This is a genomic window from Terasakiella brassicae (assembly GCF_014641495.1).
Taxonomy (GTDB): domain Bacteria; phylum Pseudomonadota; class Alphaproteobacteria; order Rhodospirillales; family Terasakiellaceae; genus Terasakiella; species Terasakiella brassicae.
On record NZ_BMHV01000011.1, the window covers coordinates 63155 to 89775 of the forward strand.

Annotated in this window: 26 protein-coding genes and 1 pseudogene; 17 read left to right on the forward strand and 10 right to left on the reverse strand. The window is 47.0% G+C overall.

Annotated features, from left to right (window positions below; genetic code table 11):
• Positions 1–87 precede the first annotated feature (87 nt).
• The 4 genes from IEW74_RS09095 (at position 88) to IEW74_RS09110 (ending at position 1907) form a co-directional block, all read left to right on the forward strand.
• Positions 88–441: an NADH:ubiquinone oxidoreductase subunit NDUFA12 gene (locus IEW74_RS09095; RefSeq protein ID WP_188664023.1), complete on the forward strand. Its 354-nt coding sequence runs from the start codon at positions 88–90 to the stop codon at positions 439–441.
• A gap of 99 nt (positions 442–540) precedes the next feature.
• The gene (locus IEW74_RS09100; protein ID WP_188664025.1) at positions 541–1008 is read left to right on the forward strand and encodes an MlaD family protein; all 468 of its coding nucleotides are present in this window, start codon (positions 541–543) and stop codon (positions 1006–1008) included.
• Between the two features lie 18 nt (positions 1009–1026).
• Positions 1027–1491, forward strand: coding sequence for an outer membrane lipid asymmetry maintenance protein MlaD (gene mlaD / locus IEW74_RS09105; protein ID WP_308419095.1), 465 nt, complete (start codon positions 1027–1029; stop codon positions 1489–1491).
• Positions 1491–1907, forward strand: a complete 417-nt coding sequence (locus tag IEW74_RS09110; RefSeq protein WP_188664027.1) for a DUF2155 domain-containing protein — start codon at positions 1491–1493, stop codon at positions 1905–1907. The genes mlaD and IEW74_RS09110 overlap by 1 nt, the downstream gene beginning before the upstream one ends.
• Here IEW74_RS09110 and aat read toward each other — a convergent pair.
• The 4 genes from aat to aroQ all read right to left on the reverse strand — a co-directional run bounded on the left by aat (position 1829) and on the right by aroQ (position 4882).
• On the reverse strand, positions 1829–2509 hold the full coding sequence (aat, locus tag IEW74_RS09115; protein WP_188664029.1) for a leucyl/phenylalanyl-tRNA--protein transferase: 681 nt from the start codon (positions 2507–2509) through the stop codon (positions 1829–1831). The two genes, IEW74_RS09110 and aat, sit on opposite strands and share 79 nt — an antisense overlap.
• 99 nt (positions 2510–2608) lie before the next feature.
• On the reverse strand, positions 2609–3952 hold the full coding sequence (accC, locus tag IEW74_RS09120) for an acetyl-CoA carboxylase biotin carboxylase subunit (protein ID WP_188664031.1): 1344 nt from the start codon (positions 3950–3952) through the stop codon (positions 2609–2611).
• Between the two features lie 12 nt (positions 3953–3964).
• Positions 3965–4420 carry an acetyl-CoA carboxylase biotin carboxyl carrier protein gene (locus IEW74_RS09125; protein WP_188664033.1) on the reverse strand — a complete coding sequence of 152 codons (456 nt, stop codon included), beginning with the start codon at positions 4418–4420 and terminating at the stop codon, positions 3965–3967.
• 18 nt (positions 4421–4438) lie between these two features.
• Positions 4439–4882 carry a type II 3-dehydroquinate dehydratase gene (gene aroQ / locus IEW74_RS09130; RefSeq protein WP_188664035.1) on the reverse strand — a complete coding sequence of 148 codons (444 nt, stop codon included), beginning with the start codon at positions 4880–4882 and terminating at the stop codon, positions 4439–4441.
• A gap of 138 nt (positions 4883–5020) precedes the next feature.
• Between aroQ and thiS the strand changes: the two are divergent.
• The 11 genes and pseudogenes from thiS to mazG all read left to right on the forward strand — a co-directional run bounded on the left by thiS (position 5021) and on the right by mazG (position 16807).
• A pseudogene (gene thiS / locus IEW74_RS09140) lies at positions 5021–6007 on the forward strand (sulfur carrier protein ThiS).
• 26 nt (positions 6008–6033) lie between these two features.
• Positions 6034–6762: a type 1 glutamine amidotransferase gene (locus tag IEW74_RS09145; protein WP_188664039.1), complete on the forward strand. Its 729-nt coding sequence runs from the start codon at positions 6034–6036 to the stop codon at positions 6760–6762.
• Positions 6763–6862: 100 nt separating this feature from the next.
• Positions 6863–8056 carry a lytic murein transglycosylase gene (locus tag IEW74_RS09150; protein WP_188664041.1) on the forward strand — a complete coding sequence of 398 codons (1194 nt, stop codon included), beginning with the start codon at positions 6863–6865 and terminating at the stop codon, positions 8054–8056.
• A 66-nt stretch (positions 8057–8122) separates the two neighbouring features.
• On the forward strand, positions 8123–9100 hold the full coding sequence (locus IEW74_RS09155; protein WP_188664043.1) for a septal ring lytic transglycosylase RlpA family protein: 978 nt from the start codon (positions 8123–8125) through the stop codon (positions 9098–9100).
• A gap of 1 nt (position 9101) precedes the next feature.
• The gene (locus IEW74_RS09160) at positions 9102–10250 is read left to right on the forward strand and encodes a D-alanyl-D-alanine carboxypeptidase family protein (protein WP_188664045.1); all 1149 of its coding nucleotides are present in this window, start codon (positions 9102–9104) and stop codon (positions 10248–10250) included.
• Positions 10250–10888 carry a dTMP kinase gene (gene tmk, locus IEW74_RS09165; protein WP_188664047.1) on the forward strand — a complete coding sequence of 213 codons (639 nt, stop codon included), beginning with the start codon at positions 10250–10252 and terminating at the stop codon, positions 10886–10888. The genes IEW74_RS09160 and tmk overlap by 1 nt, the downstream gene beginning before the upstream one ends.
• The gene (locus tag IEW74_RS09170; RefSeq protein WP_188664049.1) at positions 10885–12000 is read left to right on the forward strand and encodes a DNA polymerase III subunit delta'; all 1116 of its coding nucleotides are present in this window, start codon (positions 10885–10887) and stop codon (positions 11998–12000) included. The genes tmk and IEW74_RS09170 overlap by 4 nt, the downstream gene beginning before the upstream one ends.
• Positions 12001–12041: 41 nt before the next feature.
• Positions 12042–13769: a methionine--tRNA ligase gene (gene metG / locus IEW74_RS09175; RefSeq protein WP_188664051.1), complete on the forward strand. Its 1728-nt coding sequence runs from the start codon at positions 12042–12044 to the stop codon at positions 13767–13769.
• A gap of 17 nt (positions 13770–13786) precedes the next feature.
• On the forward strand, positions 13787–14566 hold the full coding sequence (locus IEW74_RS09180; RefSeq protein WP_188664053.1) for a TatD family hydrolase: 780 nt from the start codon (positions 13787–13789) through the stop codon (positions 14564–14566).
• 1 nt (position 14567) lies between these two features.
• On the forward strand, positions 14568–15341 hold the full coding sequence (locus IEW74_RS09185) for an MBL fold metallo-hydrolase (RefSeq protein WP_188664056.1): 774 nt from the start codon (positions 14568–14570) through the stop codon (positions 15339–15341).
• Positions 15342–15976: 635 nt separating this feature from the next.
• A complete protein-coding gene (gene mazG, locus IEW74_RS09190) occupies positions 15977–16807 on the forward strand; it encodes a nucleoside triphosphate pyrophosphohydrolase (RefSeq protein WP_308419096.1) in 831 nt (276 codons plus the stop codon).
• Positions 16808–16914: 107 nt separating this feature from the next.
• Here the strand turns inward: mazG and IEW74_RS09195 are convergent, their stop codons facing one another.
• From IEW74_RS09195 to IEW74_RS09205, 3 genes are all read right to left on the reverse strand, one after another.
• Positions 16915–17778, reverse strand: coding sequence for an NAD(P)-dependent oxidoreductase (locus IEW74_RS09195; protein WP_188664058.1), 864 nt, complete (start codon positions 17776–17778; stop codon positions 16915–16917).
• A gap of 95 nt (positions 17779–17873) precedes the next feature.
• On the reverse strand, positions 17874–19685 hold the full coding sequence (gene recQ / locus IEW74_RS09200) for a DNA helicase RecQ (RefSeq protein ID WP_188664060.1): 1812 nt from the start codon (positions 19683–19685) through the stop codon (positions 17874–17876).
• Positions 19678–20502 carry an inositol monophosphatase family protein gene (locus tag IEW74_RS09205; protein WP_188664062.1) on the reverse strand — a complete coding sequence of 275 codons (825 nt, stop codon included), beginning with the start codon at positions 20500–20502 and terminating at the stop codon, positions 19678–19680. Before IEW74_RS09205 ends, recQ begins: the two co-directional genes overlap by 8 nt.
• Before the next feature lie 190 nt (positions 20503–20692).
• Here IEW74_RS09205 and IEW74_RS09210 point away from each other — a divergent pair, with 190 nt between their 5' ends.
• Positions 20693–21367, forward strand: coding sequence for a c-type cytochrome (locus tag IEW74_RS09210; RefSeq protein ID WP_188664064.1), 675 nt, complete (start codon positions 20693–20695; stop codon positions 21365–21367).
• A gap of 12 nt (positions 21368–21379) precedes the next feature.
• Here IEW74_RS09210 and asnB read toward each other — a convergent pair whose 3' ends face one another.
• From asnB to IEW74_RS09225, 3 genes are read right to left on the reverse strand one after another with little or no spacing between them, the layout of a single operon-like run.
• Positions 21380–23233: an asparagine synthase (glutamine-hydrolyzing) gene (gene asnB, locus IEW74_RS09215; protein ID WP_188664066.1), complete on the reverse strand. Its 1854-nt coding sequence runs from the start codon at positions 23231–23233 to the stop codon at positions 21380–21382.
• Between the two features lie 9 nt (positions 23234–23242).
• On the reverse strand, positions 23243–24232 hold the full coding sequence (locus tag IEW74_RS09220; protein WP_188664068.1) for a glycosyltransferase family 2 protein: 990 nt from the start codon (positions 24230–24232) through the stop codon (positions 23243–23245).
• Positions 24233–24243: 11 nt separating this feature from the next.
• Positions 24244–25779 carry a hypothetical protein gene (locus tag IEW74_RS09225; RefSeq protein ID WP_188664070.1) on the reverse strand — a complete coding sequence of 512 codons (1536 nt, stop codon included), beginning with the start codon at positions 25777–25779 and terminating at the stop codon, positions 24244–24246.
• Positions 25780–25892: 113 nt separating this feature from the next.
• On the opposite strand from IEW74_RS09225, the gene IEW74_RS09230 reads away from it, so the two are divergent.
• Entirely contained in the window at positions 25893–26621 is a 729-nt protein-coding gene (locus IEW74_RS09230; protein WP_188664072.1) for a class I SAM-dependent methyltransferase, read from the forward strand.

The window sequence follows — 26621 nt, forward strand, 5'->3', positions numbered from 1 at the left end:
TCGACTAAACATGGCCTAGGAATTTTATGTGCGTAGATCGCACGATTGACAATGCTACCCTGCTCGGGGCTTCGGAGTTGAATTGATATGACAATCGGAACACGTGTGTACACTTGGCTTAACGGCACGTTGGTTGGTACCGACGAATTCGGTAACAAATACTATCGCAACAAAAAGAAGCTTCAGGGCCGTGAGCGTCGCTGGGTCGTTTACCGTGGGGTGAGCGAGGCCTCTAAAGTACCGGCAGAATGGCATGCATGGTTGCATCACACTGTTTCTGAACCGCTGACAGAAGAAGCAACGCAGGCAAAACAGTGGCAAAAAGAACACCTGCCCAACCTGACAGGGACGACAAACGCTTACTTCCCGCAAGGGGACGCACGTCATGGCGGGCAGCGCGCTCGTGCGACAGGCGACTATGAAGCATGGCAACCCGAATAAGTCATTGAATTTATGGCTGTAGACCTCTAAGATTTGCGGGCGCTTTTGAGCGCCCGTTTTCGTGCCGGACTGGGACGGAAGGGTTAGGGAGAGATTGACGTGAAATATTCTGAGCGCAGAGAAAAAACCGTTGGCGGGCTGACTTTTCTAGGTTTGGTTCTGGCTATTCTCGTTTCTTATGGCAAATCGGATGAAGCCGGCAATGATCAGATATATAAAGTATCTGCAACGTTCAGCCGGATTGATGGTCTGATGGAAGAGTCGGACGTACGCATGGGCGGTGTTCGTATCGGTCAGGTTATCAGTGCTGATCTCAATGCAAATTATCGTGCTGTTGTAACGATGGCGGTGGATAAAAATGTACGCTTGCCGTTTGATACCTCGGCTGCCATTCATACGGATGGTTTGTTTGGCAACAAGTTTATCGAACTGGAACCCGGTGGGGATGAAAATTATATCGCTGACGGTGGTCGGATAGATATGGCACAAAGCTCTGTTGTGGTGGAAGAACTTTTGGAACTGATTATCGCCGAAGGTAAATCCAAACGGGCACAAAAAGAAGAATAAAAGGAAGGTAACGAAGAAATGATGGGCAAAAATATCGTTGAAACGGTGATGGGCGGTGTTGTGTTGCTGGTTGCTGCGGGCTTTCTTTATATTGCGCTGAACGAAGCACAGGTTAAATCGGTTGAAGGCTATACGGTAAAGGCCGCTTTTCTAAAGATCGGCGGATTACAAAAGGGCAGTGATGTGCGTATGAACGGTATCAAGGTCGGTTCCGTACTGGACAGTACTTTGGATAATGAGACCTACGACGCGGTTATTTCCATGACCATTCGCCCGGATTTGAAATTGCCTGCTGATACGGTGGCCTCGATTGTCAGTGGCGGCTTGATCGGTGGGAAATATGTGCGTCTGGAACCGGGGGCTGATCGTGAAAACTTTGTTGAAGCAGGCGGTTCTATCGAGAACACCAAAGATTTTAAATCACTGGAAGATCAAGTCGGTGAAATTATATTCCTCGCAACCGGCGGGGAGGGGCAACAGTGATGTTGTCACGTACCTTATGGGGCGTTTTGGGGCTGTCTGCTTCCTTGACGATCAGTCAGGCTGGTTACGCTGAACCTTATGATACTGTGATTTTACAAGGCCTTGATAAGGTAACAGCAAGGGTATCGCGTCTGGAGGCCCCGGTCGGACAATTTATTAAATTCGGGACTTTAGAAATCGTTGCACGTAAGTGTGATAAGCGTCCACCGACAGAAACACCGGAAAGTGCTGCCTTTTTAGATATTTCAGAAGTCAAACCGGGCGAAGCTGCTTCCCCTGTGTTTCGCGGATGGATGTTTGCATCCAGTCCGGCACTAAACCCGATGGAACATCCGGTTTATGACGTATGGGTTCTGGATTGCAAGAACATGGCCTCTAATTCTTCAGACAATTCTGTTTCTGTCGGGTCTGAATAAAAGGCTGAAATTGTCTGCATGGCTTCATCCAGCATCAAATGATAACTTTGACGCGGGACTTCGATCGCGCCCATTGAGGCAAGATGATCGGTAATAAACTGGCTATCCAGAAGTTGATAACCCGACAATCGCAGGCGTGCGACCAGATGTACCAAGGCGACTTTTGAGGCATTGGAGCATCGTGAAAACATACTTTCACCAAAAAAAGCCGCGCCGAGGCTAACGCCATAAAGGCCGCCAACCAATTCCCCGTCTTGCCAACATTCGATACTGTGCGCGCAGTTCATGCGGAAAAGTTCATTATAAAGGCGAAAAATATCTTCATTCATCCATGTGTCGGGACGGTCTTCGGTGCTTTCTGCACATTTTTCCATAACTTTGTCGAAGGCTGTATCGCAGGTGACCTTAAATTTCCCTTGGCGTAATATTTTGCGCAAAGAGCGTGAAATTTTTAATCCGTCCAATGGGAAAATACCGCGCATTTCCGGGTCAACCCAAAATAAATCCCGGGATTTCCGCGTTTCTGCCATAGGAAACACACCGGCAGCGTAGGCTCTTAGCAATGTCTCAGCGGTAATGACATATCGTTCGCTTCTGTCCATGTGAACTCCTTATCTCATTGATTTACATATAAGGAGACGGAATTTAAATACAAGAAAGCCGTCAGCTTGAATCTTATTCAAGTGACGGCTTTTTGTTTTTTAATCAGTCAGGCCGACGAATTTTTCCAGCCATTTGATATCATAATCCCCATTAATAAAATCTGCATTTTCCAGAAGTTTCTGATGGAGAGGAATAGACGTTTTAATCCCGCCAATGACATATTCGCCAAGGGCACGACGCAAACGCATCAGACATTCGTTTCGGTTGTTGCCATGTACGATCAGTTTGGCAATCATACTGTCATAATGCGGCGGCACGCTGTAGCCGGAATAAAGGGCCGAATCAACACGGACACTCAAACCACCCGGGGCGTGATAGTCGGTGATTTTACCAGGGCACGGCATGAAGTTTTCCGGGTCTTCCGCATTGATACGGCATTCGATGGAATGGCCCTGAAATTTAATGTCGTCCTGAGTATAACCCAGCGGTGCACCAGAGGCGACACGAATTTGTTCACGAGCAAGATCAAGGCCGGAGATCATTTCTGAAATCGGGTGTTCCACCTGCAAACGCGTGTTCATCTCGATAAAGAAGAACTCACCATTTTCATAGAGGAATTCCACCGTTCCAACACCACGGTATTTCATTTTGCGCATCGCATCGGCAACGGTTTCACCGATTTCCTTGCGTTGTGCTTCATTTAATGCCGGGGAAGGGGCTTCTTCCAGAACTTTCTGGTTTCGTCGTTGCAATGAACAGTCGCGTTCTCCCACATGAACGGCATTACCGTGCGTGTCACACAGAACCTGAATTTCAATATGGCGCGGTTTCGTCAGGAATTTTTCAATGTAAACATCCGCATTCCCAAATGCCGCAAGGGCTTCGGTGCGTGCTGTTTTCCAGTTAACTTCCATCTCACCGGGATTGCGGACCAGTTGCATGCCACGACCGCCCCCGCCAGCGGTGGCTTTGACGATCACGGGATAACCGAATTCTTCACCGATTGCCAAAGCATCCGCGACGCTATCGACAGACCCTTTGGAGCCGGGAACAACAGGCATGCCTGTTTCTTCGGCAATTCGTTTGGCTGTGATTTTATCGCCCATCATACGGATATGTTCCGGTGTCGGACCGATAAAGGTAAAGCCGTGTTCTTCAACCATTTCGGCGAAGTTGGCATTTTCCGACAGGAAACCGTAACCGGGATGGATGGCATCGGCACCTGTAATGGTTGCCGCAGATAAAATAGCTTGAATATTCAAATAGCTATCTTTACTGGGCGGCGGACCGATACAGACAGCCTCGTCGGCGAGACGCACATGCATGGCATCGGCGTCAGCCGTGGAATGAACGGCAACTGTGGAAATACCCATTTCTTTACAGGCGCGATGGATGCGCAGGGCAATTTCGCCACGGTTGGCAATCAGGACTTTTTCAAACATGGGCAAGCCCTATTATTCGATAATGAAAAGCGGATCGCCGAATTCGACGGGTGAACCGGAACTAACCAGCACACGCGTCACTTTTCCGGCTTTCGGCGCGTGGATGGGGTTGAAGACTTTCATGGCTTCAATCAGACAGAGGGTTTGTCCCTCGGTCACCGTGTCGCCGACAGAGGCAAACTGCGGTGAATCGGGGTCCGGTGAAAGGTAGGCAACGCCAACCATCGGGGACGTGACCGCACCGGGGTGATTGGCCGGGTCGCCTGCATCGGTGTCCGGTGCTGCGCCGCCGACCGGGGCAGCAGCGCCAACGGCTGCGACAGGGGCAGCCGCTGCGGTTACAGTAATGTTTTTAGCAACGCGAATGTGCCAGTCGTCCTGACCGTATTCGATTTCAGTAAGACCGGTATCGTTCAGCAATTCAGCCAGTTCGCGAACCAGTTCGCTATTGAATTTATCCTTAGCCATTATAATTGATTCTCTTCATCAGCGACTTGAAAGGAGACGTGAGATCGCCTGTAACGCCAGTATGTAACCCTGTGGTCCCAACCCGCAGATAACGCCTGTGGCCATCTTGGAAACATAGGATGTATGACGAAAGGCTTCACGTTTGTGAATGTTGGATAGGTGCACTTCGATGACAGGCTTGCCCACCGCTTGCAGCGCATCAAGGATGGCGACAGAGGTATGGGTGTAAGCTGCCGGGTTAATAACAATGGCGTCAAAAGACTCTTTTGCTTCTTGAATCCAGTCGACAAGATTGCCCTCGTGATTGGATTGGCGGAAGTCGATGTCCAGACCAAGATCGGATGCGCAAGTTTTGCACATATCTTCAACATCCTTAAGGGTTTCGTGTCCGTATACGTCCGGTTCACGCGTGCCCAGCATGTTCAGGTTCGGTCCGTTCAGTATGAGAATTCTTTTCGACATTTTTTGCTATTAATGTTGCGAAGTAGTCCTAGCGTTATAGCATGCCTTACACAGCATGCAATCTTTCTTTAATCGCCCTCTTGCACATCGAGAAACCCTCGTCCATACTCGGGCCGTTTTTAAAGCCTGAGAGTAACCATGATTGTCATTGTAAACGGTGAAGAAAGAACGCTGGAAACGGCGCAATCCGTAGAAAAACTTCTGCTGGATATCGGACTTGACCCTAAAAAAGTTGCGGTTGAACGCAACCGTGAAATTGTACCTAAATCACAATTCGACACTGTTCTGCTGGAAGACGGCGACAAGTTGGAAATCGTACATTTTATTGGCGGAGGATGTTAAGACGTGAGCGACACATTTGAAATTGCCGGACAAAGTTTTTCTTCCCGATTGTTGGTCGGGACCGGTAAATATAAGGATTTCGAAGAAACCAAGGTGGCGATTGAAGCCAGTGGGGCCGAAATTGTAACCGTTGCGGTACGTCGTGTGAATGTCAGCGATCCAAGTCAGCCGATGCTGGTTGATTATGTCGATCCCAAAAAATACACTTATTTACCCAATACGGCGGGCTGTTTCACGTGCGATGATGCCGTACGGACCTTGCGTTTGGCCCGTGAAGCCGGTGGCTGGGATCTTGTTAAATTGGAAGTCTTGGGTGATCAGCAAACGCTTTATCCCAATATGCCAGAAACCTTAAAAGCGGCAGAAATGCTGATCAAGGAAGGCTTTAAGGTGATGGTCTATTGTTCAGATGATCCTATTGCCGCCAAAATGTTGGAAGATATGGGCTGTGTTGCGATTATGCCATTGGGGTCGCTCATCGGTTCCGGTCTTGGGATTCTCAATCCGGTCAATATTCAAATCATTAAACAAAATGCCAAAGTCCCCGTCTTGGTTGATGCGGGTGTAGGGACAGCCTCGGATGCCGCTTATGCAATGGAACTGGGCTGTGACGGTGTTTTGATGAATACGGCAATTGCCGGGGCAAAAGATCCGATTGCAATGGCAAAAGCCATGAAGCTGGCTGTCGAATCGGGTCGTTTGGCGTTTAAGGCCGGACGTATGCCTAAAAAGCAATACGGCGACCCGAGTTCCCCGACATCCGGTCTGATCGACGCAAAATAGTCTTTGAATATATAAATAGGCAACGAATGACAACGCTTGGGCTGCTGGTCTGCGGAACGTTTTCCAATAAAATCATGCAGAAATACGATGGGCTTTATGAAGATTTTTTCATTCAAGGGCTATCGGCACAAAAAGCGTTGTTATCTTTTCAAACCTATCGTGTGTTTGAAAATAATTTCCCGGATAGCGTTGATGCGTGCGATGCATGGTTGATTACCGGTTCGGTCAGCGGCGTTTATGAAGATTTGCCGTGGATCACCGGTTTATTAGATTTTGCGCGCAAGGTTTATGAAAACAATATTCCCTTAGTCGGAATTTGTTTTGGTCACCAGTTGATTGCACAGGCCTTGGGCGGCAAGGTCATCAAATCACCAAAAGGCTGGGAGCTTGGCTTTCAACGATACGAACTGCAAGAAAATATCATCGGTATTGAGGGGGATTTTCTTGACCTGTATGCCATTCATCAGGATCAGGTTGTTGAAGTTCCCCCTGTCGCAACGGTTTTTGCCCGGTCTGAGCACTGCCCGGTTGCAGCGTTGCGTTACGAAGGGCGCGCCCTTTCGTTTCAGGCACACCCTGAATTTAGCCGGGAATTTGAAACAGACCTTATTGAAAGCCTGCTGGGGGAAAAACTGGATGTTGCAGCCGGACGTGCGGCAATCGATTCCATGCAATCCACGGATGTTCACAACGCACAGGTTATGCGGATGATTGGTGATTTTATCACAGGTGAAAACTTGTGCGAATGTGACTGATTTTTCATAATTCTCTTCACGAATGGTTAGGGCTTTTTGCCTATTCTGATATATAGAAAAACGGAAACCCTTTTCCAAACCACCATATGAAGAGGCATACATGATTGATAAAAAAAGCTTTTTAAAAGCAGGGGCGCTGGCTGCATCTCTTTGGGTCGGTGCCACATTACCGGCGCAGGCCGAGGTGGATTATCAATCATGGCTGAATGATTTCAGAAATACAGCGGCCCGTGCCGGAATTTCTAAAAATACGCTGGACAATACCTTGAACGGTTTGGTGCCCAATAAGCGGGTGCTGGAACTGGATCGTCGTCAGCCCGAGTTTTCCTTGACCTTCTGGAAATACCTGAATGGACGAATTTCAGAAAAGCGCATTCAGCGCGGGCGCGACCTTTTAAAGAAACATGCGGCTTTGTTTAAAAAAGTGCATGATAAATACGGTGTGCAGCCGCGTTTTTTGGTCGCGTTTTGGGGATTGGAAACCAATTTTGGCGATTATACGGGCGTTTTTCCGTTAATCCAGTCTTTGACAACATTGGCGCATGATGAACGCCGTTCAGAATTTTTTACCAAACAGTTGATGTCGGCTCTACAGGTCATGGACCGGGGCGATATTCCTTTTGATGTAAAGGCTTCTTGGGCGGGGGCAATGGGATTTTGCCAGTTTATGCCGACAACCTATCAGGCCTATGCCGTTGATGGGGATGGGGATGGCAAGCGTGATATGTGGAAAAGCCTGCCGGATGTTTTTTATTCTGCAGCTAATTTTTTGTCACAATCGGGTTGGCAAGCGGGCGAAACATGGGGACGCGAAGTCAAGTTACCGGACGGGTTTAATCTGGATTTAACCGGATTGGGTACAAAAAAGAATTTGGCGCAATGGGCCAAGTTGGGGGTTACAAAAATTGATGGGGGCGCGTTGCCCGTTGCGGATATGCAGGCCTCTGTGATTTTACCGGGGGGGTATCGTGGACCTGCATTTTTGGTTTATGAAAATTTCCGGACTATTTTGGATTGGAACCGGTCAAACTTTTATGCCGTTGCCGTTGGTCATTTGGCGGATCGATTGGTCTGGGGCGGTCCGTTGCAAACGCCGCAGATTGAGGAAACGCCGCTTAGTCGTGCGCAAATGTTACAGATACAAGCGCGCCTGAATGATCTGGGATATGATGTTGGTAAGCCTGACGGGATTGCAGGCTCGCGTACGCGCAAAGCCATTAAGGCCTTTCAAAAGTCTAAAGGAATTCCGGCGGATGGATATCCCAGTATTGAACTTTTAGACCTTTTGAAATAAGGCGGGGTTGATGGGATGGCAATTGGGCAGTATGGTAGGCACACCAAGGCAAGCAAGGTTTATAAAATGAAGACATTCTTTGGCCCCGGAAAGATTGCATTGGCCCTGATGGCCAGTGTATTGCTGAGTGGGTGTGCGGAAACGCAATTTCTTTCTAGTTCCGTCAAACATGCGGGTGGTTCATCTGCGGTAAGTGGCAAATATAAAATCGGGAACCCTTATCAAATTCAAAGCGTTTGGTATTATCCGGCGGAAGATTTTGATTATGTGGAAACGGGCATTGCCTCTTGGTATGGGCCGAAGTTTCATGGAAAGCCGACAGCCAATGGCGAAGTTTTTGATATGAATCAGGTCAGTGCAGCGCACCGCACGCTGCCCTTGCCATCTTTGGTCCGTGTGACAAACCTTGAAAATGGACGCTCGCTGGTGGTCCGGGTAAATGACCGTGGTCCCTTTGCGCATGGACGTATTTTAGATATGTCGCGGCGCGGGGCTCAGTTGTTGGGTTTTGCGAAAAAGGGAACGGCACGGGTCAAGGTTGAAATTTTAAAAGACCAAAGCCTTGCTTTGAAAAATTCGCTGGTTAATCAGGTTGCAGGCAACCAGGCCCCGATTAAGTCCGGTGCCATTCAAAAGCCAATGGTCAGTGCGCAAAGTCTGGATGCCCCCAACGGGGCAGATGTGGCGCCGACACCCAAACCGGTTCAAACCGCGATGGGGACACCTCAACCTGCGCAATCGGCTTTAAGTGAACCGGTTATGCAAAAAACAGATACAGCCGTTCGGACATATCCGGTTTCACCGACACGCATGTATATACAGGCTGGCGCCTTTTCGCGATTTGACAATGCCAACCGGGTTAAGGCGCAATTGATGGATGTCGGCGATGTCCAGATTTCGCAAGTTCTGGTGAATGGCCGCGATTTTTATCGTGTTCGGGTTGGTCCGTTTCAAAATGTCGATCAAGCCGATCAGCTTTTAAATGACGTTATCAATGCAGGCTTTCCGTCTGCGAAAATTATTGTAGAAAAAGGAAAAGGCTAAAATGAGGTTGCGCACTACCTTTCTGTCAACGGCGCTTGCCGCTTCACTCTTTGCAACATCATCTTTTGCGATTGATACGATCGCACGCGAAGCCTTTATGGTTGATGTCAAAACCGGTCATGTTTTGCTTGAAAAAGACGCCGATGTCAGTATGCCGCCGGCTTCCATGAGCAAACTAATGACGCTTTACCTCGTCTTTGAACGTTTGAAAGACGGGCGTTTGTCGTTGGATGATGAGTTTAGTGTATCTGAAAATGCATGGCGCAAGGGTGGGGCGGCATCAGGCAGTTCCACGATGTTTTTGGAACCGCGCCAGAAAGTACGTGTGGAAGACCTGATTAAAGGGATTATTATTCAATCGGGTAACGATGCCTGTATTGTGGTTGCCGAAGCGATTTCGGGTTCTGAAAAGAACTTTGCTGTCGAAATGACGGAAAAAGCTCAGGAACTCGGCATGATGAATTCGTCTTTTTCCAATGCGACAGGATGGCCGGACCCGGGTCAACGTATGACAGCGCGTGATTTATCCATTCTGGCGCGTGCATTGATAAGCGAATTTCCCGAATATTATAAATTTTTCGCCGAAAAGAATTTCAAATATAACGGTATTCGTCAAAGCAACCGTAACCCGTTACTTTATAAAACAATGGGTGCTGATGGTTTGAAAACCGGACATACCTCAGAAGCCGGGTATGGTTTGGCGTCTTCTGCCCTTCGCGATGATCGCCGTCTTGTATTGGTTGTTAACGGCTTGAACAGCGTACGTGCCCGATCCAGCGAGTCTGAACGCTTGATCGAATGGGGTTTCCGTGAATTCAATAATTATGCGTTGTTTAAAAAAGGCGAAGAAGTAACGCAAGCCGAACTTTGGCTATCTGAAAAACAAACGGTTGGGTTGGTCATTGATCAGGATGTGGAAGTGACTTTGCCGCGCAAAAGTCGACGCGAGATGAAGGTCACAGTCAAATACGATGGCCCCATTCCGGCACCGATTAAAAAAGGTCAGCAACTGGCGAAGGTCGTGATTAGTGCACCGGATACCAAAAGTGTTGAAATCCCGCTTTATGCCGCAGAAGACGCGGGTCGTCTCGGTTTCGTTGGACGTTTGGGCGCTGCGCTTAAATCCATCATCTGGGGCGTAACCGGCTGATGACCAAAGGGCGTTTCATCACCCTGGAAGGGGGCGAAGGGGCGGGCAAAAGTACACAGGTCCGCCTGCTGAAAGAAGCCCTTGAACAGGCTGGTCTTGAAGTCGTTTTGACGCGCGAGCCCGGTGGCAGTCCCGGCGCGGAAGAAATCCGAAAGTTACTGGTGACGGGTGACGCCGGACGTTGGGACGGTATGAGTGAGGCTTTGCTTAATTTTGCCGCACGTCGGGATCATTTGTGCAAAATCGTTTGGCCTGCGATTGAACGTGGGGCTTGGGTGATTTCGGATCGTTTTGCAGACTCGACCATTGCCTATCAGGGATACGCACATGGTTTACCTTTAAAATCCCTTTATGATCTGTGGGATATCGCGATTGAGGGGTATCGACCTGATCTGACTTTTATTTTGGATCTGCCTGTTAAAACAGGGTTGCAACGTGCTCTTGGACGTGGTGATGCAGAAGACCGTTATGAAAAAATGGCTTTGGATTTTCACGAAAAATTGAAAACCGGTTTTCTGGAAATTGCCAATGCCGAACAAAATCGCTGTTGTGTTATTGATGCGACACAATCCATTGATGAAATTCAGTCCGATATCCGCCATGATGTTCAAACACGCCTTGGAGTGACCTTACCATGAGTGAGCCGGAAAAGCTCACCCCGCGCAGCACCCCGGATTTGTTGGGTCATTTCGAGGCGGAACAGACCTTGCTGGAAAGCTATAATTCCGGTCGTATGCATCATGCATGGGTAATGACCGGGCCGCGCGGGATTGGCAAAGCAACACTGGCCTATCGCTTTGCCCGCTTTTTGCTGAGATATGGTCGCCCGGAAGGCGATGATCAAGGGGCAGGGTTGTTTGGTGAGGAATTGCCTGCAACGGAACCTGACAGCCTGTATGTCGACCCACAAGACCCTGTGTTTCGCCGGATTGCGGTTGGCGCACATGGCGATGTTATGACGATTGAGCGGGAATTTGATGAAAAGAAAAACCGTTTCAAGGGCGTGATTGGCGTGGATCGTGTGCGCGGTGTCGGTTCCTTTTTGGGAAAAACATCTGCTGAAGGCGGTTGGCGGGTCGTCATTATTGACGCAGCTGATGAAATGAACCGGAATTCCGCCAATGCCGTTTTGAAAGTTCTGGAAGAACCGCCGGAACAGGCGGTGTTGTTGTTATTGGCCCACAATCCCGGACGTTTGTTGCCGACCATTCGTTCGCGGTGTCGCACATTGCACCTGAACCCCTTAAATGATGATATTTTGATTGAATTATTGGGCAAGTATGCGCCCGATTCGTCACGGGCGGATGCGCAAGGCTTGGCAAAACTGGCAGAAGGCAGCTTTGGACGGGCACTTTCTTTATATGAAGAAGGCGGTTTGGAACTACATTCAGAGCTGTTGAAACTGCTTTCAACCTTGCCGCAATTGGACGTGGAAGCCTTGCATAAGCTGGGGGACAAGATGGCACGCGCGGGGGCTGATGATGCCTTTCGCACGATGGGGGACTTGTTGTGCTGGTGGTTAGGACGCTTGATCTCGCAAGGGGCACGGGGTAAGACCTCAGGGCTGGGCCTGAGTGACAGCGAAGACGCTTTGATGATCCGTGTCCTGCAAAGTGCGGATTTAACCCGATTGATGGATGTGTGGGAAAAAATATCCACCAACTTCGATCAGGCACAAAGCGGTAATCTGGATCGCAAACAAGCCCTGCTGACATCTTTTCTTGCCCTTGAAGGGGCGATGAAACGATAAACGCCTATTCAAACGTTTGACTTTATAATCAGGAGAACCCCATGTCGGGATCTAAACCGTTTTACATCACAACGCCGATTTATTATGTGAATGATAAACCGCATATCGGTCACGCTTATACGTCGTTGGCTTGCGATGTGATGGCTCGTTTCAAACGTTTGGACGGTTTTGATGTAAAGTTTCTGACCGGTACGGATGAACATGGTCAAAAGGTTGAAAAATCGGCCAATGCAAAAGGGGTGGATCCTAAGACTTTTACCGATAGTGTTTCGCAAAACTTCCGCGATTTGGCGGCCTTTATGGGCTATAGCAACGATGATTTTATTCGCACCACAGAAGAACGCCACAAAAAAGCCTGTCAGGCCCTGTGGATGCGCCTTCAGGAACGCGGGGATATTTATCTTGGCGGTTACGAAGGTTGGTATGCGGTGCGCGATGAAGCGTTCTATACAGAAGACGAATTGGAAAAGAAACCGGACGGCACCCGTATTGCCAAGGCATCCGGCGCAGAAGTGGAATGGGTGGAAGAACCGAGCTATTTCTTCAAATTATCCGCCTATGAAGACAAGCTTCTGAAGTTCTATGACGAAAACCCGAATTTCATTCTGCCGAAATCGCGTCGCAACGAAGTGATCAGTTTCGTAAAAGGTGGCCTGCAAGACCTTTCCGTTTCCAGAACGACTTTTAAATGGGGCGTTCCGGTGCCCGGTGATGATGATCATATCATGTATGTCTGGATGGACGCGCTGACCAACTATATCACGGCTGTCGGCTATCCCGATGAAGAAGCGGAACAGTATAAAAAATACTGGCCTGCGGATGTACATATGGTGGGTAAAGATATTTTGCGCTTCCACGCGGTTTATTGGCCTGCGTTCCTGATGGCCGCTGATTTGCCCTTGCCAAAACGTGTGTTTGCACATGGCTGGTGGACCAATGAAGGCCAGAAAATTTCCAAATCGCTTGGCAATGTCATTGATCCGATTGATCTGGTGAATAAATACGGTTTGGATCAGGTGCGTTATTTCATGCTGCGCGAAGTCCCGTTTGGCAATGATGGGGATTTTGCCCATTCTGCGATGGTCACACGCATGAACAGCGAATTGGCCAACGATCTGGGTAATTTGTCCCAGCGTGTTTTGTCCATGATTGTCAAAAATTGTGACGAGGCCATTCCCGCACCGGGCGCTTATAGCGAAGAAGATCAGGTGATGATTGCTCAGGCCTATAATCTGGTGTCCGGTGTGCGCGAAAAAATTGACGTACAAGCCTTTAATGATGCGATTGAAACCATTTGGCTGGTCATCCGCGCAGCGAATGCCTATGTGGATAAGCAAGCACCGTGGAAATTGAAAAAAGAAGACCCGGATCGTATGGCAACGGTCTTATATGTCTTGGCGGAAACGATCCGCAACGTTGCTTTGGTTCTGCAACCCTTTATGCCGACCAGCATGGACAAAATGTTAGGCTTGCTGGAAATTGCCCCTGAAAACCGCAATTTTGAAGCGTGTGGTGAGGCAGGGGCCTTGATGGCCGGAACCAAGCTTGAAAAACCCGAAGGCGTTTTCCCGCGCTTCATTGACCATGAAGAATTGGAAAAGACCTATGAGGGCAAGGACGGTACGTTCTTGATCAAACGGGCGCTTCGTCAGAACCCGAAAAATAAAGAAACTGTTTTTGAAATTGAATTTAAAGACGGCAAGCTGGATGAACTGAATTCCGCCGATCTGGAAAAAGCGAAAGAGAAGGGGGCTTTGACGCAAGTCTGAGCCTGCAACCGAAAAAGATGTTAGTCGATAGCCATTGTCATTTGGATTTCCCTGAATTTCAGGAAGATTTTGAAGCGGTTTTAGCACGTGCTGAAGAGACCGGTGTCAAAACCATGATGACGATCTGCACCCATGTGACGAAATTTGATCAGGTCCATGCGATTGCCAAGGCGCATGACAATATCTTTTGCACGGTTGGTATTCACCCCCATAACGCCGATAGCGAACCGGAAGTGACCGTGGATCAGTTGGTTCAATGGGCAAGTGATCCCAAGGTTGTTGGTTTTGGTGAAACCGGGCTGGATTATTTTTATGAACACAGTCCACGCGAGATCCAGCAAAGACAGTTTCGCACGCATATCGAGGCGGCGCGAAAGTTGGACCTGCCGGTCATTGTTCATACCCGCGATGCCGAAGAAGACACGCTTGCTATTATTGAAGAAGAATATAACAAGGCACCGTTTCGTGGTTTAATCCATTGTTTTTCGGCATCGGATGCGTTTGCCCAACGTGTTGTTTCGATGGGGTTTTACATCTCTATTTCCGGCATCGTGACATTTAAGAAGGCAGAAGAACTACGAGAGGCAATTAAGAACGTTCCTGTGGATCGCTTGTTGGTGGAAACGGATGCACCGTATCTTGCCCCGATCCCCAAGCGGGGAAAACGAAACGAGCCGGCTTATACGGCCTTTACAGCGGCCAAGGTTGCCGAGATCAAAGGGCTAAGCGAAGAAGAGTTCGCCAAACAGAGCACGGACAATTACTTTACACTCTTTTCCAAAGCGAAACGAGGCTGATATGCGTGTAACGATCCTTGGATGTGGCCCCTCAGGCGGTGTTCCCGGGATCGGGCCTTATTGGGGCAAGTGTGACCCTGATAATCCGAAAAACAGGCGTCTCAGGCCGTCCATTTTTGTGGAAAATGAATCCCTATCTCTACTAGTAGATACATCTCCTGATCTACGCCAGCAGCTTTTAAATAAGGATTATACGCGTATTGACGGGGTTCTTTATACCCACGGTCATGCGGACCATTTACATGGCATTGATGACCTGCGCAGCGTAAACCGCACGCAAAATGAAGCGTTGGATATCTATCTTAATCTGGAAACGCTGGATCATATTCAACAACGATTTGGATATGTTCTGGAACCATTGGCACCGGGGGCGGATGTTTTTTATAAACCGGTCCTGAAACCGCATTTGGTGGAAAGTGGTGTTGCGTTTGAGGTCAACGGGCAATCGATTATGCCGATCGTGCAGGATCATGGATATTGCGAAACGATCGGTTATCGGATCGGGGATTTTGCTTATTCAACGGACGTGGTGAATATGCCGCCGGAAAGCTTTGATTTACTGCGTGGGATCAAGGTTTGGGTGATCGGGACACTGGTTGATGCACCGCATCCGACCCATGCGGACGTCGAAAAGGCGGTGCGTTGGGTTAAAGACATTGCACCTGAGAAGGCGTTCTTGACGCATTTAGGCAGTGGATTGGACTATAACGCGCTGTCAGAGACGTTGCCTAAACATATCCAGCCTTGTTTTGATGGGTTGGTTATCGACGTCTAGATTCAAGGAACTGAATCTGAAATCATTAGAATCAACAAACTGATTCTATTTAACGTCCCTGTGAAAATAGGGGCGTTTTTTGTTGTGTTTTGTATCAGCAACAGACTCATAAAATTGAGTCAATTTCCCTAAGTTTTATTGAGTGTGTTTGTTTCAAAAGGTGTGGGATTTGCCTTCAGGTCCGTTTGTTTTATCAGTGCGCATGCAAGGCGAGACAGCGTAAAAGTAGAAACCTTAAAGCACATTCTGACGACAAAAAGCCTAAAAACATTAAAAAGATATCCATGATTTAACTGACGGTAAGAATGCCGTTAATACCAGTTAACCATATGAAAAATATTATGTATTAAAATAATACATAATATATATTATGCGACAAAAGATATGTGAAGAAAGATGAGGTTTAAGAAATTTCCGAGGTGGCTCCCTTGCGGATAACTTACTTTAACTTCGTGCTCATTTGCTGGTTGTGCTGCAAATAGACGCAATTTTCTGCGCTTAGCTTTAATTTGTTTGTGGTTTGGCTCCGTGCTTGATCTGTTTGATTTTTGCTATTTTCGACTTTCTTGCGAGGACGTTCTCAGGCATGGTGCCTATTCAAATTTCTTCGGTCTTTTGGTGTCGGGAGCTTAAAAGTGACAAAATTTGATTCCTCTTCTTTTGAGAGCGAGATGTCTCGCCTGTTGGCGATCATGGCAAAACTGCGTGATCCAAAAGACGGATGCCCTTGGGATATTGAGCAATCCTTTGAAACAATTGCCCCACACACCATTGAAGAAGCTTATGAGGTTGCTGATGCTATTGAGCATAAGAATTGGCCTCACCTGCAAGAAGAATTGGGTGATTTACTGTTGCAGGTGGTGTTTCATGCGCAAATGGCAAAGGATGAAAATCTTTTTGATTTCAATGATGTTGCAAAATCCATTGCGGACAAAATGGTATCGCGTCATCCACATGTTTTTGGGGATGAAGTCATTGAAACAGCGGATGCGCAAACCGTTGCATGGGAACAGCAGAAAGAACGTGAACGCACAGAAAAAGCGATGCAGGCTGGACAGGATATTCCGTCTGCATTGGATGGTGTTGCGGGTGGTTTACCCGCCCTCACCCGGTCCTTGAAATTACAAAAGCGTGCCATTCGGGTTGGTTTTGATTGGCCTGATGTAGATGGGGTTCTGGATAAAATCCGGGAGGAATTGCAAGAGGTCGAAGAGGAGGTTCATCACGTCCAACCGTCCAAAGATCGGATCAAGGATGAGATCGGTGACTTGCTGTTTACAGTCGTCAACTTGGCACGTTGGGCGGATGTGGATCCGGACAGTGCGCTGCGATCCTGTAATGTAAAATTTGAACGTCGCTTTAAGGCAATGGAGGCTGGTGTTCGCGCAGACGGAAAAGAGATGGTGGATGCGACGCTGGAGGAAATGGAGCGCCATTGGCAAGCGGCTAAGGAACTTGAAAAATGAGTTTAACTTTAACTTTTATCTTATTGATAAATAATAAGTAAATTACGTTGTTAAAGTAAAAATCCCTCAGGTAAAGCTGAGGGATTTTTGCATGATATGGGGGGCATTTAATCACGTAGTAATTTGATGAGTGCTGAGGTATCCCAGCGTCCGCCGCCCATGCGTTGGACTTCTTTGTAATACTGGTCAATCAGTCCGGTGACCGGTAAAGCGGAGCCATTTTTGCGGGCTTCATCAAGGGCAAAGCCAAGGTCTTTTCTGACCCAATCGACAGCAAAACCGAAGTCAAATTTATCTTCAACCATTGTGTAGCCACGATTGGACAATTGCCATGATCCGGCAGCTCCTTTGGAAATCACATCGATAACTTTTTTAGGGGCCAGTCCGGCTTTTTCTGCAAAGGCCAAGCCTTCGGAAATGGATTGGACGGCACCAACAAAAGTGATCTGGTTGACCATTTTGGTCAATTGCCCTGCCCCGACATCGCCCATAAGCGTGACGGCTTGGGCATAACATTCCTGAACGGGCTTGGTGTGTTCGAAACTTTCCGAACTGCCGCCAACCATAATGGTCAGCGTGCCGTTTTCTGCCCCGGCTTGACCGCCGGAAACGGGGGCATCCATGAATGACAGTCCGCGTTTTTCAGCTTCGAGGGCCATTTCACGGGCGACTTCGGCGGAGGTTGTCGTGTGATCCACAAAGACTGTACCTTTGTCCATAGCGTCAAAAGCACCGTTTTTGCCTGTACAGACGCTTCTAAGGTCATCATCGTTACCGACACAGGCAAAAACAATTTGCGCCCCCTCAGCGGCCTTTGCAGGCGTTTCTGCATAGGAACCACCGTATTCGGCAACCCATTTTTGCGCTTTGGCGGTTGTGCGGTTATAAACACAGACGTCATGCCCGCCCTTGTGCAGGTGGCCTGCCATCGGATAGCCCATAACACCAAGGCCAAGGAATGCAACCTTCATCTTTATCTCCCTTTTAAATTCTTAAATAATTGGGAAGCAGTATAAGTTTGTGTAATGGAGAAATCAAAGAATAGATTGTTATAGAGACAATGTAATCAATCATCAAACCCGTTGATAACATCCATAAATATGCTGCTATAGCGTTCCAACTTTGTTTGACCAACGCCGGAAAGGGCCAAAAAACTGTCTGCATCACTCGGGCGTGTTTTAGCCATTTCGATCAATGTGGCATCGGCAAAAATCACATAGGGCGGCACGTTTTGTTCTTCGGCCAGATCTTTGCGTTTGGCGCGCAAGGCTTCAAACAGGGATTTATCATCTTCGCGTTCCAGCACAATGGTGGTGCGTGCCTCACGTCTGGCTTTGGCAGAACGACGGGCATCGGGGTCTTTGCGCATGAGAACATTGCGTTCCCCGCGCAAGACCTCACGCACATCGGGGCCAAGTTTTAAGGCACCATACCCTTCAATATCCATACGCACCAGTCCAAGGGCGACAAGCTGGCGGATGATGGAGCGCCATGTCTCGCGTTTAAGTTCTTTTCCAATGCCATAGGTGCTGAGCTGGTTATGGCGAAAACGCATGATCTTGTCGTTTTCTTCGCCGAGTAAAACATCAATGATATGCCCTGCCCCAAATGTTTCCCCGGTTCGATAAATACAGGACAGGATTTTTTGGGCGGGAACGGTGCCGTCAAATGTTTCCACCGGGTTGAGGCAGGTATCACAATTGCCGCAAGGCTCGTTTAAGGTTTCCCCAAAATATTCCAGTAGAACCTGACGGCGGCAGCGATGGGTTTCGCAATAAGCCAGCAAGGCATCCAGTTTTTGGCGCTCAATATGCTTTTGGCGTTCCGGCAGGTCAGAGCTTTCGGTAAACTGACGCAGTTTGGTGACATCCTGCAAGCCATAGGCCATCCATGTTTGTGAAGGTAAATCGTCCCGTCCGGCCCTGCCTGTTTCCTGATAATAGGCTTCAAGGCTTTTGGGCGGGTCCATATGGGCAACAAATCGGACGTTGGGTTTATCAATCCCCATACCGAACGCGACAGTGGCGACCATGATGATCCCTTCTTCGCGCACGAATTTATCTTGATTGAGGCTGCGGATGTTTTTATCCATACCTGCATGATAGGATAAAGCGTCATAGCCTTTGTCCCGGAGCCAGTTTGCGATTTCTTCAACTTTTTTACGGCTCATGCAATAAACAATGCCGCTGTCATTTTCGTCATATTCCTGCAGGAATTTCAAAAGCTGAGTTTTGGCATTGTTCTTTGGTACGATATTGTAACGAATATTGGGGCGATCAAATCCAGTGATAAAGACTTCACCTTGCCCCAGATTAAGCCGTTCAATGATATCCAGGCGGGTTGGCCCGTCTGCGGTCGCGGTTAAGGCGATGCGCGGTACATTTGGAAAATGGTCGTGCAGGTTGACCAATTGGCGGTATTCGGGCCGAAAATCGTGTCCCCATTGGGAAACGCAATGGGCCTCGTCAATCGCAAATAAGGAAATATCGCAATGATTTAACAGTGTAAAAAAGCGATCCGTCAGCAGACGTTCCGGTGCAACATAAACAAGGTCCAGTTCCCCTGCCCGCATGGCACGTTCAATTTCGTAAGCTTCATCCGGGGCAATGGTGGAATTGAGTGTTGCAGCCTTAATTCCGACTTGGCACAGGGCGGTGACCTGATCCTGCATCAGGGCAATCAGGGGTGAAATAACGATGGCGCAGCCTTTGCGACAAACAGCCGGGATCTGATAACACAGGGATTTCCCCCCGCCCGTTGGCATGAGGACAAGGGAGTCCCCCCCTGCAATCGTGCGTTCGATGACATCTTTCTGAACGCCACGAAAATCGGAAAAACCAAAAACGTTCCGTAAAATTTCCTGTGGTGATTTAGACATGATAGCTGTCTGATCCCGGATTGAGGAAACGGCGCGCCTCTTCCCAAACATCTTTATTGGGCGTAATCAAAAGGCAGTCCTGCGTATAAACTTTCGGTTTATAAGGCGTTTGTGATCCCACCATAAAATCGTATCCGCCGGCTTCACGGTGAAGCAAGATACCTGCGGCATGATCCCATGTATGAAGGCGGCGATATTGTGCACAATGAAATTCACCCGCTGCCAGAGAAATATAATCATGGGCCACCGAACCGTAACGAATAGCCATATGGGGAACGGGGCCTAAGCCATCGACGGCACGATCTTCCAGCCAGCGTCGATGTTTGGCATTTAAGGAAACGGTCATATGTTCAAGACTGTGAAATTTCTTAACATGAAGGGGGCGACCGGCCAAACTTGCCCCTGCCCCTTTTTCTGCGACAGCGGTGCGTTTGCGGGCCGGATCGTGAATCCACGAGGCAATCAATTCACCTTGATGGGCCAAGGCCACCATAGAGCCAAAAACGCTATTGCCTTTTGAGAAATTACGCGTCCCGTCGACAGGGTCGATAATCCAGACGGGTTCTGTGCTATCTAATGCTGTTAAAACAGATTTATCTTTGGCAACCGCTTCTTCCCCAACAACGAGGGAGCCGGGCAAATAGTCGATCAAACGGGCGCTCAATTTTATTTCGGCTTGGATATCAGCCGTTGTGACCAGATCACCGGGGGATTTTTCCATAATGTCACTGGCCGCCAGCTTTTGAAAGCGCGGCATGATCTCTTGCTCAGCGACTTCGCAAATAATGCGGGTGATATGATCGACATCCAGTTTCATGCGCCAGTTATAGCGATGCTCGAATGGAGAGTCATGCACGAAATGCTAAAAATTAACGTTTGGCAGCTTTAGAGGAAATTTGAACAACTGAATTTGTTTTGTTGATGAACATCAAGGTGGATTTCGGCTGGAATAATTATCACATGCAGAAAATGTATAACAAATCTGAATGTAAAGGATGCCCCCCAAGATGTTCGTGAAAGCGCTTGCACGTTCTGCTGGATTATCATGTCTGCTGTTTACCGGATCCCTCTGGGCGGCGGATGTTCCTGAAGATTATGAATATGACAAATATAATGCCGAAGACATCAATGAACTATGCGCGGGTTGTCATGGCAGCTTGGGTCAAGGCGGGGGCGGTGGTGTTTATCCGCGACTGGCCGGATTGCCGCAAGAATATATGGAAGAGCAAATCAAGAATTTCAAAACCCGCAAACGGGTTAACATTCCGATGGTGCCTTTTGCCAATGACCGCGAATTACCGCCGGAAGATGTCCGCGATATCACGACTTATCTTTCTAATATCAAGCTGGCAAGCCAACTGCCTGAAGTGAGCGGTCGTATAGATGGGCTGGAACGTTTGCAACAGGCCGAAGCCGTTGTACAAATCCCCAAACACGAAGGCGATTTGGAAAATGGCGAAGAATATTATATGGAGATGTGCCGGGGGTGCCACAACAAGGATGGCATGGGCCGTGGCAACAAGCCCGCTGTTACCGGACAGCACATTAAATACCTGAAAAAACAATTCCAGGATTTCAGATCCGGCGAGCGTGAGCATGTGGATCAAGTCGAATTATTCGGGGAAATGACGGATAAGGATATCGAAGACGTTCTCGCCTTCTTGTCTGTTCAGGATGATTAAAGAAGATAGCAATCAGAGGTGTGATGCTTTTGATTTCTGTAAAACCAGCCAGTTCCATAGAAAAAAACGATAGTCTTTTTGTCCTGATAAATGTTGGGATATGTACGTTTCGATGTTGTTTGAGTTGAGTTGAAAGTTATCCGCACCTTTTGCATTGAGTGGTATTTCCTTCATCCATGTCATCAAGGGAACCCCAAACCCCTTTTTTCGGCGGTTGAGAACGGTGTCCGGAACAAGGCGAGAGACGGCTTTCTTTAAAACTTTTTTGGTTGTTTTTCCGTCAAACTTATAATGACAAGGAAGGCGACGGACAAATTCAACAAGATCACAATCTAAAAAGACGGCACGAGCTTCCAGCCCATTCATCATAGAGGCTCTGTCGACTTTTGTTAGTATGTCATCCGGCAGATAAAAATTCGTAAAGTATTCTAAAGATTTATCAATTTGTGATTTGTTTGGGCTTTCGTTCCATAAATCCAATGTTTCTGCATAGAGTTCTTCTGCATTTGTCGGTGCATTAAATAAATCACAAATATCATTTGTTTGCAGTGGCGCCATCCAAGTCGGCAGCCAAAGTGGACGCGGGTGATCCAGCCCCATTAAAACGCGACGTAATTTGAAATCCAAACTCATATTCTTATTGGACATAGGCAATAAGTCGATCAAAGATTTTGCGGCTTGATGCATGAATTTCGGAACAAACTGTTGGTAAACGTTTGCTGGTTGTAAAGCCTTGAATGGGTCGTAGCCTGCAAAGAGTTCATCTCCGGCATCTCCGCTCAGGGCGACTTTTACATGCTTGCGGGCAAATTGACAGAGCAGGTAGGTCGGAAGCAAAGAACCATCCGCCATCGGTTCATCAAGTTGAGTAAGAACATCGGGGATAATGCTGCGCGCTTTTGTCAGATCTAAAATTTCTTCGTGATGCTTGCAGCCTAATGATGCCGCCATTTCCCGGGCGTAAGCTGATTCGTCGAATGACTTCTCTGTAAAGCCTATGGCGAAGCTTTGCACGGATTGGGCGGGGGAAATGCGACACATTGCGGCGAGCACGGAACTGCTGTCGACACCACCTGATAAGAAAGCGCCCAAAGGTACATCGCTCATAAGACGCCGTTTTACGGCTTGTACGAAGAGAGTTTCCAGTTCCTCAGCGGCTTCTTCAAAACTTGGTGGGGAAGCCGGAACCTCAATTCGAAATTGCCAATAAGGTGTGATCTTATGTGCTTGCGTTCGCACATTGAATGTTAGGCTGTGACCGGGCTTAAGTTTATAGCAGTTTTCAAATGCGCTGAACGGTGCGGGAATAAATGCATAAGCAAAATATTTTTTTAAGGCTAATTGACTATAGGCTGTGTCAAAACTGTTATGAGCCTGAAAGACGCTAATCTCAGACCCAAATACAAAAAGGTCTTTTTGGTGCCCCCAAAACAATGGTTTTTCGCCAAAGCGATCACGGGCAAGGAACATGGTTTCACGTTTCTTGTCCCAGATACAAAAGGCAAACATGCCATTTAGTTTAAGTGGTAATTCCTCCCCCCATTCTTGCCAGCCATGAACGAGAACTTCCGTATCGCTATTTGGGGTGTTGAATTTATATCCTTTTGTTTCCAAATCGTGTCGGAGTTCGCGATGATTGTATATTTCACCATTAAATGTAACCCAGACAGAGCGTTCTGTGTTGGTCATGGGTTGTTGACCGTGTTCCAAGTCCACAATGGAAAGGCGGCGGTGGCCTAGAAAGACGGGGGAATTGTCATCTTGATAAGCCCCTTCCCCATCCGGTCCCCGGTGGGCGATGGAATTCGTCATTCGTTTTAAATCTTCTTGGGTCCCGTGCCCAAAAAAGCCGGCAATTCCACACATGGCTGTCTTCTAGTCTTTCTTGTTATAGTGTTTTTTGACTTGATAAATATTCTTATTTTGAGATTCAAAATAGGTCCGCACGAGAAGTTCGGCCAGTAACCCCATGAGAATGCACAAGATCCCCGTTGTAAAGAATGTGCCAGTGAGCATAGGTAACGGAGTTAAAATAAAAGAAACACCGTCAAAGATTTTTAACCAGACCGCCCAAAGTCCGCAAATAAATGCAAGGAGTAACGAAGCGAAGCCAAATCCACCAAATATGTAAATGGGTTTTGTCATGTAGCGTTTCAAAAACATGACTAAAAACAAATCAAGAAGTACCTTGAAGATACGGTTTAGGCCATATTTTGATTCACCATGGATGCGCGCACGGTGGTTGACTTCGATTTCTGCGATTTTTCCGCCTTGCCACACTGTGTAAATGGGGATGAAGCGGTGCATTTCACCATAGAGACGAACTTGTTCAACAACTTCCCTGTGATAGGCTTTAAGGGCGCAGCCGTAATCATGCAGGTGCACACCGGAAACTTTGGAAATTAACCAATTGGCGATGCGGCTTGGTAAGGTTCTGGTCATCGCATTGTCTTGCCGGTCCGCCCGCCAGCCGGAAACGACACTATAACCTTCCTCAAGCTTGCCTAATAATTTGGGTATTTCGGCGGGATCGTTTTGACCATCACCATCCATAGAGATGATGATGTCGCCTTGTGCATGATCCAGTCCTGCCATTAAACCGGCTGTCTGCCCGTAATTGCGTAACAAGTCAATCATATGGACATGTGAATCTTGCTCGGCGATCTCTATGCCGCGCTCTAGTGTTTTGTCGCTGGAACCGTCATTCACAAAGATAATTTCATATGTGCGTTCTGTTTCTTCCAGTGTGCTTTTAATCTCTTTGTAAAGAGAACCGATGTTGTCTTCTTCATTATAAAAAGGGACGATAACAGATAAGTTTGGGCGTATGGCCTTCTGGTTCTTTTCTTTTTTTTCTACAGTCATTTAAATAAAACTCACGTATTAAAATTGTTTGGTCGAATTACTGTTTTCAGCTTGAAGAAGGCTTGTTTCAGTATCAAAACGCCGCTGATTGTCAAGAAAGGAACAACGGGTAATAGATAGCGTTGCTCAAGATGTACCATAGCGTAAGCAAATGTGTAACCGAAATAGAGCAACCAATAAAAAGTAATGAGCCAAACTTGATCCGGCAGGTTTTGGAGGCGATATCCTGTTTTCTTGAGAGTTCGATAAAATAAAATGGGCCCGCCGATTACAAAGGCTGCTGAAATCAAAATTGAAATAATACGTTCCAAGTGACGCGCAATATAGGCAAGCAAGAGTTCATAACGCCCTTCTGTTTTGACCTTTTCCATCATATCGCGCCGTTTTTGAAATGGTTTGCTGCCACGTGCCCATAGATGAGTTTTCACCCATGTTTCAACAGGCATAAAGCTGGAAAACAACTGTTTTTCACGGATTTCGGAAAAAGTGCCTGCGACCATTCCAACCGGATATGTTTTCCATAGTCTGAAAAAAGTTGTGAAGGCATAATTAGATATTTCGACAGCATTAAAGTTATGTTGTGAATGAAGGTGTTTATTGATGGCATAGCTATTAATCATAACCTGCTCGTCCAGAGGATATACGTATTCGGGCAAGCCTTGGAAGAGCGGGTCATCTTTCAAGGCGTCAATTCCTTGTTTTTTCAGTTTAAAAACAGGAAAAAACATGGTCGATTGTCCGGCAGTTGTTATAAAACGTTTATCCGTTCTATGTTCATTCCATGTTTTATACCCGTAAACACCTAGAAATATGGGACTAATAAAAAGCATGAACAAAAAGATACGCATAGACCACAAGGGATGATTTCGAATAATCCAGTAAAGAACAATTGGCCATAATAGGAATTGCAGAAAATTACCGGCCTCCCGAATAGAAAAAGCAATGAGGATAAGAGTGCCCAAGCCTAATACAGTTGCGGTTTTGGGAGGAGACCTGTCGATTATTTTGATCGAAATCGTGCAAAGCACAATGACCATCAAGCTTGTATTTAGGCTATCGGTCAGAAGACATTGGTCCATTAATAGTCCCTGACTGAGTGCATGCGCGCTTGCACAGAAGAGAGCCAGAACTTCATTTTTTAAAAAGCGATCACTTAATTGGTAAATCAGATAACTGGTATAAAGGGACAAAGTGATCTGAATACCTATACTACTCCAATCAAACAGCTCGCCAAAAATCAATTTATTGAAGGCTAGAAAAGCAGGATAGCCTATGCTGCGAAATGCGGTTTCCGGTTGCCAGAAAGCGTTTCTCAAATCCACATGGTTGATCCATTCTTTTTCATTGAGAACGAGATTTGCGAATTTGATATAGCCCGTACTATCGGGCAAGAAAACAGGGCCAAAGGAGAAAAGATAGAATAATTTCAGTAAAATAAGACCGGTAAATACAACAATAAAAACGCGAGAATAACCTGCTTGTTTATAGGGCTGAAGGTCTGAGAGAATTATCTTTTCCTGTATGCCTTTTTTCTCTATTTTTCTCATTGGCTTTCGTATATCTATCTTAATCTTAAAAAATGGAAGTTATAGCTAAACCATTTAATGGTAAAGAGTATTTCATTATATAATCAATGAAATACCACTGTCTGGATAAAAGGATGAAATTAGAAGCTTACGAAGCAGAAGCGGCACTTGAGCAAGATCACTGGTGGTTTGTTGCCAGACGGTCCTTCTTTCAAGCTTATATTTCGCGTCTGAATTTACCTGAAACAGCAAAAATTCTGGATATTGGAACCAGCACCGGGACCAATTTGCGTATGCTGGTTGATATGGGATTTTCCAATATTCAAGGGTTAGACTTTAGTGAACATGCCATAGCATTTTGTCATGCAAAGGGCTTACCCGCAGTTACAAAAGGCGACATTTGTGCCGTTCCGTTTGAAAATGACAGTTTTGACCTTGTGGTTGCAACTGATATTTTGGAACATGTAGATGATGATAAAACAGCTTTAAAAGAAATATACCGTATTTTAAAGCCGGGCGGGCATGCACTGATAACAGTTCCGATGTTTATGTCTTTGTGGGGATTACAAGATGATATCTCCTTGCATAAAAGACGTTACAACAAATCAGAAATTACCAATTTGATTAAGGCTGCCCCCTTTTCCGTTCAGGTAGAATGTTTTTTTAATTTTATTTTGTTCATTCCGATTTGGAGTGCGCGAAAAATTATTCGTTTTTTTAATATTCAGGCGAAAAGTGAAAACAATATCAATAATGCCTTCATTAACAGATGCCTTAAAGTCATCTTTGAGCTTGATACAAAAATTGCACCGATTATAAAACCGCCATTCGGTGTGTCTTATTTCTATTTACTTCAGAAATAA